This window comes from Halomonas sp. TH-94, from assembly GCF_057473365.1.
This window is the reverse complement of sequence record NZ_JBYCKL010000075.1, coordinates 1-10,210: the sequence shown is the minus strand read 5'-3', so window position 1 is coordinate 10,210 and position 10,210 is coordinate 1. Positions and strand designations below refer to the sequence as shown.

Genomic DNA, 10,210 nt, shown 5'->3' with positions numbered 1-10,210 from the left:
TCTGCTGCACCAGCCCGAGCAGGATCAGCACGCCTGCCAGGGCATGGCGCAAGGGCATCGGTGACGAGTCGGGTGGGGACACGGTGTCGTTGAGCTCCAGGTGGAGTCGAGCTGATTGTGAGCAGTCTAACAATGTTCGTTCAGGAAGCGCGACTCGCTGTATCGCGAGCCTCGTCCAGCAGCGCCAGCATCGCCCGCGCAGCGTTGGAGAGCGTGCGGCTGCGATGCACCAGATAGCCCAGCGAGCGGTGAATGGCCGGATGGTCCACTTCGAGCTCATGCAGCTCGCCGGCCACCAGTCGTTCCGGCAGCAGACTCCAGCCCAGGCCGATGGCGGTCATCATCTTGAGCGTTTCGAGATAGTTGGTGGCAAGCGCCACGGGCAGCGTCAGGCCGGCAGCGGCGAAGCGTGACTCGATCAGCGTGCGGGTGAAGGTCAATGGGCCGGGGAGTACGGCATCGAAGGCGCACAGCTCGTGCAGTGAGAGCCGCCCGTATGCGGCCAGCGGGTGATCGTGGGCGCAGACGAAGCACATGCGATCCTGCCATACCGGCACCACATCGAGCTGAGGGTCCGGATGCGGCGCCAGCGTCACCACGGCGATCTCGAGCTCGCCGTCCAGCACGCCCTGGTAGGCCAGCTCCGAGTCGAGGAAGCGCAGGTCCATGCGCACCTCGGGGTGGGCGCGGGTATAGGCCTGGAGCAGCGGCGGCAGGCGGTGCAGCCCGATATGGTGGCTGGTGGCCAGGGTCAGGCTGCCGGCCACCTGGCCTTCGAGATTGGTCAGCGCGCGCCGGCTGTCGTCCACCATCACCAGGATCTGCCGCGCCCGGGGCAGCAGCAGCCGGCCTGCTTCGGTGAGGGTGACCCGGCGACCGATACGGTCGAACAGGCGGGCGCCGATCTGGTCCTCCAGCGTGGCGATACGCTTGGAAACGGCCGGCTGGGTCAGGTGCAGCTGCTCGGCGGCACGCGAGAAGCTGGCGCTGTCGGCCACGGCGAGGAAGGCTTGCAGGCTCTGGGTGTCCATCGTTTCTCTTGTATTCCTTTATGGAATCCAATGAATAAATAACATGAATTGCTTTTATGGGCGAGCCGCGCAAGACTTGATGTCACCAAAGAGAGCCAAGCGCGAACAACCATTACCGAAAGCTTGGCGGTTGCCGCAGCGTGAGCGGCGCCGGGGACAGGCCGAAGAGGAGGTCCGATGCCATGGATGGCATCGGTAGCGTACAGGGAAGTATTCACAGCGCCTCCTGGCAGGCCTGTCGCCGGAACAGCCGCGCATTGGGGCAGCTCGGATCGACCGCATGAGGAAAAGGGCCATAGAGCCCGGGAGAACGATATGGCAGGCCAGACGCTTTACGACAAGCTGTGGTTGCAGCACCTGGTGAAGGAGCGCGACGACGGCACCGCACTGATCTACATCGACCGCCAGTTGCTGCACGAAGTGACCTCGCCGCAGGCCTTCGAGGGGCTGCGTCTGGCCGGGCGCAAGCCGTGGCGTCTCGACGCCAACCTGGCCACGCCGGACCACAACGTGCCGACCACGGTGAAGGAGCGCGCCGAGGGTAACGCCGGCATCAAGGACCCGGTGTCGCTGATCCAGGTGCAGACGCTGGACGACAACTGCGTCGAGTTCGGCATCGAGGAGTTCAAGATCAACGACCCGCGCCAGGGCATCGTGCACGTGGTGGGGCCGGAGCAGGGTGCCACTCTGCCGGGCATGACCGTGGTCTGCGGCGACTCCCATACTGCCACCCATGGCGCCTTCGCTGCGCTGGCCCACGGCATCGGCACCTCCGAGGTGGAGCACGTGCTCGCCACCCAGTGCCTGCTGGCGCAGAAGATGAAGAACATGCAGGTACGCGTCGAGGGCAAGCTGGGCGCCGGCGTCACCGCCAAGGACGTGGTGCTGGCCATTATCGGCAGGATCGGCACCGCCGGCGGTACCGGCTACGCCATCGAGTTCGCCGGCAGCGCCATTCGTGAACTCTCCATGGAGGGTCGCATGACCGTGTGCAACATGGCCATCGAAGCCGGCGCACGGGTCGGTCTGATCGCGGTGGACGATACCACCATCGAGTACCTTGCCGAGCGTCCCTTTGCCCCCAAGGGCGAGCAGTGGCAGGCCGCCGTGGCCGACTGGCGTAGCCTGGTTTCCGACGCGGACGCCGAGTTCGACAAGGTGGTGACGCTGAACGCCGCCGATATCGAACCCCAGGTGAGCTGGGGCACCAGCCCCGAGATGGTCACCGGCATCTCGGGCGAAGTGCCCGACCCGGCCGAGCAGGGCGACGAGACGCTCAAGCGGGGCTATACCCGCGCGCTGGAGTACATGGGCCTCAAGCCCAAGCAGAAGATCAGCGACATCAAGCTCGACAAGGTATTCATCGGTTCGTGCACCAATTCACGTATCGAAGACCTGCGCGAGGCGGCCAAGGTGGCACGCGGCAAGAAGGTGGCGGGCTCAATCAAGCTCGCCATGGTGGTGCCGGGCTCCGGCCTGGTGAAGCGCCAGGCCGAGGCCGAGGGGCTCGACAAGATCTTCATCGAGGCGGGATTCGAATGGCGCGAGCCGGGATGTTCCATGTGCCTGGCGATGAATGCCGACAAGCTCGGCGCCGGTGAGCACTGTGCTTCCACCTCGAATCGCAATTTCGAAGGCCGGCAGGGCTACGGCGGGCGCACCCACTTGGTCAGCCCCGCAATGGCCGCCGCTGCCGCCATTGCCGGTCATTTCGTCGACGTACGCAGCTTCGACGCCCAGCCCGTCGCAGAGGAGGCCTGAGCCATGAGAAAGTTCGAACGTACCGAAGGGCTCGTCGCGCCGCTCGACCGAGCCAACGTCGACACCGACCTGATCATCCCCAAGCAGTTCTTGAAGTCGATCAAGCGCACCGGCTTCGGCGTCAATCTGTTCGACGAGCTGCGCTACCTCGACGAGGGGCAGCCCGGACAGGATTGCTCGCAGCGTCCGCTCAACCCGGATTTCGTGCTCAACCAGCCGCGCTACCGGGGCGCCAGCGTGCTGCTCGCGCGGCGCAACTTCGGCTGCGGCAGCTCCCGCGAGCACGCCCCCTGGGCGCTGGAGGACTTCGGTTTCCGCGTGGTGATCGCGCCGAGCTTCGCCGACATCTTCTACAACAACGCCTTCAAGAACGGTCTGCTGCTGATCGCTTTGCCGGAGGAGACGGTCGAGCGCCTGTTCCGCGAGGTGGAAGGCACCGAAGGCTACCGTCTCGACGTGGATCTGGAGAACCAGCGCGTCATCACTCCGAGTGGTGAGGTGCTCGAATTCGAAGTCGATGGTTTTCGCAAGCACTGCCTGCTCGAAGGGCTCGACGACATCGGCCTCACCTTGCAGGACGAGGAGGCCATACGTGCCTTCGAGGTGAAGCATCGGCAGGCTCGGCCGTGGCTATTCCGCGATAGCGCTCAGGCCTGACACGTATACTCTGCATTCGCCTTCGCCCTCTGCATTTGCCGGAGGCAGTGGGGCTGATCCGGGAGCGGATTGATCAACCTAGAATTGAAGGGCGTAGGGGACAGCCGCCGCCATTCGTTCAAGAAAGGCAAGGACAAGGATTGAAAAACACATGACACGCAAGATTCTGGTACTGCCGGGTGACGGCATCGGCCCCGAGATCACCGCTCAGGCGAGCCGCATCCTGGCTGCCTGCCAGGCCCGCGGCCTCGATATCGACATCGAGGAGGGGCTGGTCGGAGGTAGCGCCTATGACGAACACGGCGAGCCGCTGCCCGCCGTGACCCTGGAGAAGGCCAAGGCCGCCGATGCCATCCTGCTCGGTGCCGTGGGCGGCCCCAAGTGGGACAAGCTCGAGGATCTGACCAAGCGCCCCGAGAAGGGCCTGCTCGGCCTACGCAAGCATCTCGGTCTGTTCGCCAACCTGCGCCCGGCCATCACCTATCCGCAGCTGGCTAGTGCCTCCAGCCTCAAGCCCGAGCTGGTGGCTGGCCTCGACATCATGATCGTGCGCGAGCTCACCGGCGGTATCTACTTCGGCCAGCCCCGCGGTATCGAAGTGCGTGACGGCCAGCGAGTCGGCTTCAATACCTACGTTTACTCCGAAAGCGAGATCGAGCGTATCGGTCGGGTCGCCTTCGAGCTGGCCCAGAAACGCGGCAAGCGCCTGTGCAGCGTGGACAAGGCCAACGTGCTCGAGGTCACCATCCTGTGGCGCGAGGTAATGGAACGGCTGGCGCCGGAATATCCCGACGTCGAGCTATCCCACATGTACGTCGACAACGCCGCCATGCAGCTGGTGCGCGCGCCCAAGCAGTTCGACGTGGTGGTGACAGGCAACATGTTCGGCGACATCCTCTCCGATGCTGCTGCCATGCTCACCGGCTCCATCGGCATGCTGCCCTCGGCCTCGCTCAACCAGAGCGGTCAAGGCATGTACGAGCCGTGCCACGGCAGCGCGCCGGACATCGCCGGCAAGGGCATCGCCAACCCGCTGGCGACCATCCTCTCGGTGGCGATGATGCTGCGCTATTCGCTGGCTGAGTTCGAGCTTGCCCAGCGCATCGAAGACGCCGTAGGCAAAGTGCTGGACGACGGTCTGCGCACGGCGGATATTGCCTCGGAAGGCATGCGCACCGTCTCCACCAGCGAGATGGGTGACGCAGTGCTGGCGGCCTTCGAGGCGGCCTGACGGCTGCCCACGACGACTGGCTCGTTACCCTGCGCCCGGACCCGCCTGCGAGGTGGGTCCGGGTCATGTATACTATTTGCCTCATTCTCTTCAGGAGGACTTCACATGTTGAAAGTCGGTTTCGTCGGATGGCGCGGCATGGTGGGCTCCGTGCTCATGCAGCGCATGCAGGAGGATGGTGATTTCGACGGCATCGAGCCGATCTTCTTCACCACCTCCCAGGTCGGTCAGCCCGGCCCGGATATCGGCGTCGACGTTCCTCCGCTCAAGGATGCCACCGACATCGAAGCGCTAAAGGCGCTGGATGTCGTGATCACCTGCCAGGGCGGCGATTACACCAAGCAGGTCTATGGCGACCTGCGCGGCGGCGGCTGGAAGGGCTACTGGATCGATGCCGCGAGCACCCTGCGCATGGAGGACGAGGCCACCATCGTGCTCGATCCGGTCAACCGCAAGGTGATCGACGAGCAACTGGCTCGCGGCGCCAAGACCTTCGTCGGCGGCAACTGTACGGTCAGTTTGATGCTGATGGGACTGGGTGGGCTGTTCGAAGCCGATCTGGTCGAGTGGATGACCTCCATGACCTATCAGGCTGCCTCCGGCTCCGGCGCCAAGCACATGCGCGAACTGCTGCTGCAGATGGGTGCGCTGCGCGACTGCGTTGCCGGAGAACTGGACGATCCGGCCAGCGCCATCCTGGATATCGACCGCAAGGTCACCCAGGCCATGCGCAGCGGCGATTTCCCGACCGAGAACTTCACCGCGCCGCTGGCGGGTAGCCTGCTGCCGTGGATCGACACCAAGCTCGATAACGGCCAGAGCCGCGAAGAGTGGAAGGGTAGCGTCGAAACCAACAAGATCCTGGGTATCCAGAACAATCCGGTACCCATCGATGGTCTTTGCGTACGCATCGGCGCCATGCGCTCACACAGCCAGGCCTTCACCATCAAGTTGAAGAAAGATGTGCCGATAGATGAAATCGAGGAGCGCATCGCCAAGCACAACGAGTGGGTGAAGGTGATCCCCAACGACAAGGAAGCCACTATCGCGGGCCTGACGCCCTCGGTCGTGACAGGCACCTTGAGCGTTCCTGTGGGTCGTCTGCGCAAGCTGAACATGGGTGGCGAATACCTATCCGCCTTCACTGCCGGTGACCAGCTGCTCTGGGGTGCGGCCGAACCGCTCAAGCGGATGCTTAGGATTCTGCGCGAGCAGTGATCGTTTCGCAGTGCCAAGGACGGGGCATCTCCTGCGGGAGATGCCCCGTTCTGTTTGATGGGCACCGTGTCGCAGTGCAGGGTGAGGCGGACTCAACTCGCCAGCCTAGCTCATCTCATGCAAAGGTATGATGTCTATTCCGTCGCCTTCAGAATCCCGGCACCATAAGAACCGGGGTGCTTTATAAGCAAGCGGGTAACGCAAGGGAGTTCGATGAGACGAAAGTTGACCTTAGCCGTGATGCTGTCGCTGCTGGCTGCTAGCCCTCCAGCGTTGGCTCTGGGGGTCGGGGAAGTAGAGGTTCGCTCTCCCTTGAACGCTCCGCTGCGCGCTGTGATCCCACTCACCGATACGGCCGGGATGGACCCTGAGCTGCTGCGCGTCAGCGTAGCCGACCCCCGTGAGTTCGACTCCGCCGGCCTGTTGCGCACAGCGATTGCCGCCAGCGTGCGCGCCGACGTCGAAGTCCGCCAGGGCCAATGGGTGGTGACGCTGGTCAGCGAGAGGGCGGTGCGCGAGCCGTGGATGGATCTGCTGCTGCGCTTCGATTGGCCCGGCGGACGGCAGCTGCGCGAGGTCACGCTGCTGCTGGACCCCCCTGACTATGACCGCATGCCGGTGCTGGTCAGTGGGTCGCAGCGCCAGTCACCCGCCGCGAATGGCAGTGCTGATACGCCGCCGGAGCCCACGGCCGCGGGTGCTTCCCGGCCTTCCATGGCGAGCACGAACCAAGCCCAGGCCATGAGTTCCGCGTGGGTGGGCAGTGGCGATACTTTGTGGTCGGTCGCCACCCGTCTGCGCCCCGATGACGGTATCACTCTCAATCAGATGATGGTGGCGCTGGTCGAAGCCAATCCGGCTATATTCCCGTCGGGAAACATCAACGCCATGCGCGCCGGTCACTCCCTCGATGTACCGTCACGCGAAACCATTGCGATACGCTCCGGCGCCGAAGCCGATCGCGTGGTTCAGGCGATGAACCAGGCTTGGGCCAGTCGTGGCAGTGGCGCGCCCGTACGTGTGGCCCTTGGGCCGACGCCTCCCGCTGGAGAGAGCGTGCGGGAGGCCGCTGTGGCATCGGTTGAGCCACCGGACACGAGCGAGCCGGCATCGCAGCCCCTGGCGGCGGTTGCCCCCACGCCCGCTGAGGAAGTAGCCGATGCTTCACCTCGCCTCACGCTGCTCAGCGATGAGGAGCTGGCCGTTGAAGTCGCTCGAGCGGCTGCGGTGTCGAATGCCCCGGAACGGGCTGCTTCCGGTGCGCGTCCAACTGCGCTGGATGCCGAGGTCGTGGCCGCACTGGGGGGGAGTGAGCTGGCGCTAGAGCGGAACGAGCCGCGTCTGGCTCTTCTCGAGCAGCGCTGGCAGGAGAGTCGCGCTGCGCTGACGGAGGTGCAGGCCGAGCGCGACCTGCTTCAGCAGGAACTCGGTGGCCTTCAGCAAGAAGTCGAGGCCATGCGCGAACAACTCGCTGCCTTGCTTGCTGATGGGGGCAGGGCCACCGGAGCAGGTATGGCTGGTGCCGTGGCGCAGCCAGAGGTCGAGGCTGATCAAGACGAAGCGTCCTGGTGGGGCGCCGCCTATCCTGCGGCCATCGATCGAAACCTGCTGCTGGGTGGGGCCGGGCTGGCAGCTTTGTTGGGCCTGTGGTTATGGGTACGCAGGCGACAGCGTCGTGATGCCATCGCCGTCGGCAATACTCCCACGTCAGGCATGGTCCACGGTATGCCGCCTTCCGGCGCGCCGGCGCCGTCGAGTGCGACGGCCACGATGTTACCGCCGTTGGTGCCCGGACTGACCGTAGGCGAAGCTGAAGAGCCGCCACAGGATGGGCCGCGTCCCTCGATGCCCCATGCCGAGGCGATCAGCGAAGCGGATATCTTCATGGCCTATGGGCGCTATGACCAGGCGAAAGAGCTTCTCGAGGCTGGGCTCGACCGCGACCCTGGCCGGCATGAGCAGCGCCTAAAGCTGCTCGACATTCATGTGCAGCAGGGCAGTTGGCAGGCGGCAGAGGAAGAAATGCAGATTCTGGCCGAAACCGGGAACTCGGCGCTGATGGCCGAAGCGGCGCGTTTGATGGCCAGGCGCCAGGCGTCGGATATCGCTGCCGAGACCATGCCGTCGGGCCAGGAAGAGTCCGCTATCGCTGGCGAGCCCATACCATCGGGCCAGGAGGAGACCGATGTCAGTGCCGAGACCATGCCATCGGCAGACGCTGAGCAAGAGCAGCAAAGGCCTGGCTCGGAAGCGGACGATGTATCGGCTGCGCCAGATTTCGCCGCCGAACCTAGGGAGGCGCACGAGGCGGCCCCCATCGAATGGGACGTGATCGACTACCAACCGCCGCGCCTCGATCCTGAGCCTGTCCTCAGGGCGGAGACGCCGATGCAGCCCAGCGTCGATTTTCCACGTACGAACCCAGACGAGAGTGCGCCGCTGGATAGCGAAGGTAATGATGATTCGCAATGGGAGGTGGAGGAGGTGGCCTTCCCGCCGCTGGACCATGATAATGGTCCGGTCCAGAACGAGTCAGCCCAATGGGACGAGCTCGCCGACGCCCGCCGCCTGCTGGAGCAAGGCGAGCTAGAGCGTGCCCGGCCGCTGGTGCAGGGGCTGCTCGATGGGGCCGATGAGCCACGCCTGCGCGAAGAGGCTCGGGCGCTGATCACACACTATCGACTCTGACGGTGGCATGACCCTTTTTCAATTACTCGATGATCGCCGACCTCTGCGTGGCCGCCTGGCCATGGGGGTGGAGTATGACGGCAGCGCCTATTGTGGCTGGCAGCGTCTCAAGCATGCGCCTTCGGTTCAGGGCGAACTGGAGCGGGCGTTGGCCAAGGTGGCAAGCCAGCCGATAACCGTGCACGCCAGCGGACGCACCGACTCAGGTGTGCACGCCACGCGTCAGGTCATACATTTCGACTCTCCGGTGCCGCGCTCTCAAAAAGCATGGGTCTTCGGCGTCAATGCCAACCTTGCGCGCGATGTCGCGGTACGCTGGGTGCGTGAGGTACCCGACGACTTCCACTCCCGTTTCAAGGCGCTGGCACGCCGCTATCGCTACCTCATTCTCAACCAGATGAGCCGGCCGGTGCTGGAGCGCGCCAACGTCACCTGGTGTCGTGACCCGCTCGATGCCGATGCCATGCATCGTGCCGCCCAGGCGCTGGTGGGCGAGAACGATTTCTCCAGTTTCCGCGCCGCGGGATGTCAGTCGAAGACCCCTTGGCGGCATCTGCATTTCATCGAGGTGCGCCGTCACGGCCCGCTGGTGGTCGTCGACGTGCAGGGCAATGCCTTCCTGCACCATATGGTTCGAAACATCGTCGGCGCCCTTGTCAGCGTGGGGCGCGGTGAGCAAGACGACACCTATCTGGCCAGGTTGCTGGCACTCAGGGATCGCACGCTCTCCGATGTCACGGCGCCGGCCTGTGGGCTGCATTTCGTCGACTCGCTCTACGATAACGACTGGGGCCTTCCGCAGGAGCCGCTGGGGCCGAATCTGCTGGCGTTTCTGGGTGAGTGGACCGGCGAGCGCGAGCTGCCGGACTGCCCCAGGGTCGAATTTCGTCGAGGCCGGCCGCTGGCCGAGACGGTCGGCGACGACGCTGCGATCAAGGAGGAGGAGCCGTGACCTATTCAGCCCCTACATCGGTACGTACCCGTATCAAGTTTTGCGGCCTGACCCGGGAGCAGGACATCCTGGACGCCGTGGCGGCAGGTGCCGATGCGCTGGGCTTCGTGCTCTGGCCCGGCAGTCGCCGGCATGTCGATGAGGATCGCCTGGTCGCGCTGGCGGCCTGCGTACCGGCCTTCGTCACCCGAGTGGGTCTTTTCGTCGACGCCACCCCTGAGGACATACGACGCGCCAGCAGACACCTCGATCTGCTGCAGTTCCACGGCGATGAGCCCCCGGACTTCTGCGCCGGCTTCGAGCTGCCCTGGATCAAGGCACTGCGCATGCGTGACGACCTCGATCTTCAGGCGGCTGCGGAGGCTTATGACGAAGCCCAGGCGCTGCTGCTGGACGCCTACCGCCCCGGTGTCCCGGGGGGGACCGGGGAGACCTTCGACTGGTCGCGAATCCCCGCAAGCCTGGCAAAACCTGTTATTCTCGCGGGGGGGCTGACGCCTGACAACGTGGCAGCAGCCGTTGCGCGAGTGCGCCCCTTTGCGGTGGACGTCTCCGGCGGGGTGGAAGTCGCGCCTGGCCACAAGGACCCCCGGCTGCTGGCGAATTTCGCCGCGGCGGTGGCCGAGGCCGACCGCAAGCGTTGAAGCGACCGAATCCGTCTGCCCCGAGCCC

8 protein-coding genes are annotated in these 10,210 nt (G+C 64.9%); 7 read left to right on the top strand and 1 reads right to left on the bottom strand.

All coding sequences use genetic code 11. The features are described from left to right. Nucleotides 1-140: 140 nt before the first annotated feature. A complete protein-coding gene (locus tag AC2VNO_RS14570) occupies nucleotides 141-1,031 on the bottom strand; it encodes a LysR family transcriptional regulator (protein WP_486934809.1) in 891 nt (296 codons plus the stop codon). A 315-nt stretch (nucleotides 1,032-1,346) separates the two neighbouring features. Between AC2VNO_RS14570 and leuC the strand changes: the two genes are divergently transcribed. The 7 genes from leuC (at nucleotide 1,347) to AC2VNO_RS14535 (ending at nucleotide 10,182) form a co-directional block, all read left to right on the top strand. After that, nucleotides 1,347-2,792, top strand: coding sequence for a 3-isopropylmalate dehydratase large subunit (gene leuC, locus AC2VNO_RS14565; RefSeq protein WP_486934808.1), 1,446 nt, complete (start codon nucleotides 1,347-1,349; stop codon nucleotides 2,790-2,792). 3 nt (nucleotides 2,793-2,795) lie between these two features. Further along, nucleotides 2,796-3,449 (top strand): 3-isopropylmalate dehydratase small subunit, encoded by a 654-nt coding sequence (gene leuD / locus AC2VNO_RS14560; protein WP_486934807.1) that lies wholly within the window; start codon nucleotides 2,796-2,798, stop codon nucleotides 3,447-3,449. A 151-nt stretch (nucleotides 3,450-3,600) separates the two neighbouring features. Beyond that, nucleotides 3,601-4,680 carry a 3-isopropylmalate dehydrogenase gene (gene leuB, locus AC2VNO_RS14555; RefSeq protein WP_486934806.1) on the top strand — a complete coding sequence of 360 codons (1,080 nt, stop codon included), beginning with the start codon at nucleotides 3,601-3,603 and terminating at the stop codon, nucleotides 4,678-4,680. Between the two features lie 105 nt (nucleotides 4,681-4,785). Continuing rightward, nucleotides 4,786-5,898, top strand: a complete 1,113-nt coding sequence (gene asd / locus AC2VNO_RS14550; protein WP_486934805.1) for an aspartate-semialdehyde dehydrogenase — start codon at nucleotides 4,786-4,788, stop codon at nucleotides 5,896-5,898. Between the two features lie 225 nt (nucleotides 5,899-6,123). Then, nucleotides 6,124-8,586, top strand: a complete 2,463-nt coding sequence (locus AC2VNO_RS14545) for a FimV/HubP family polar landmark protein (protein WP_486934804.1) — start codon at nucleotides 6,124-6,126, stop codon at nucleotides 8,584-8,586. A 7-nt stretch (nucleotides 8,587-8,593) separates the two neighbouring features. Continuing rightward, nucleotides 8,594-9,538: a tRNA pseudouridine(38-40) synthase TruA gene (gene truA, locus AC2VNO_RS14540; RefSeq protein WP_486934803.1), complete on the top strand. Its 945-nt coding sequence runs from the start codon at nucleotides 8,594-8,596 to the stop codon at nucleotides 9,536-9,538. Next, nucleotides 9,535-10,182, top strand: a complete 648-nt coding sequence (locus AC2VNO_RS14535; RefSeq protein ID WP_486934802.1) for a phosphoribosylanthranilate isomerase — start codon at nucleotides 9,535-9,537, stop codon at nucleotides 10,180-10,182. Before truA ends, AC2VNO_RS14535 begins: the two co-directional genes overlap by 4 nt. Nucleotides 10,183-10,210: the final 28 nt, after the last annotated feature.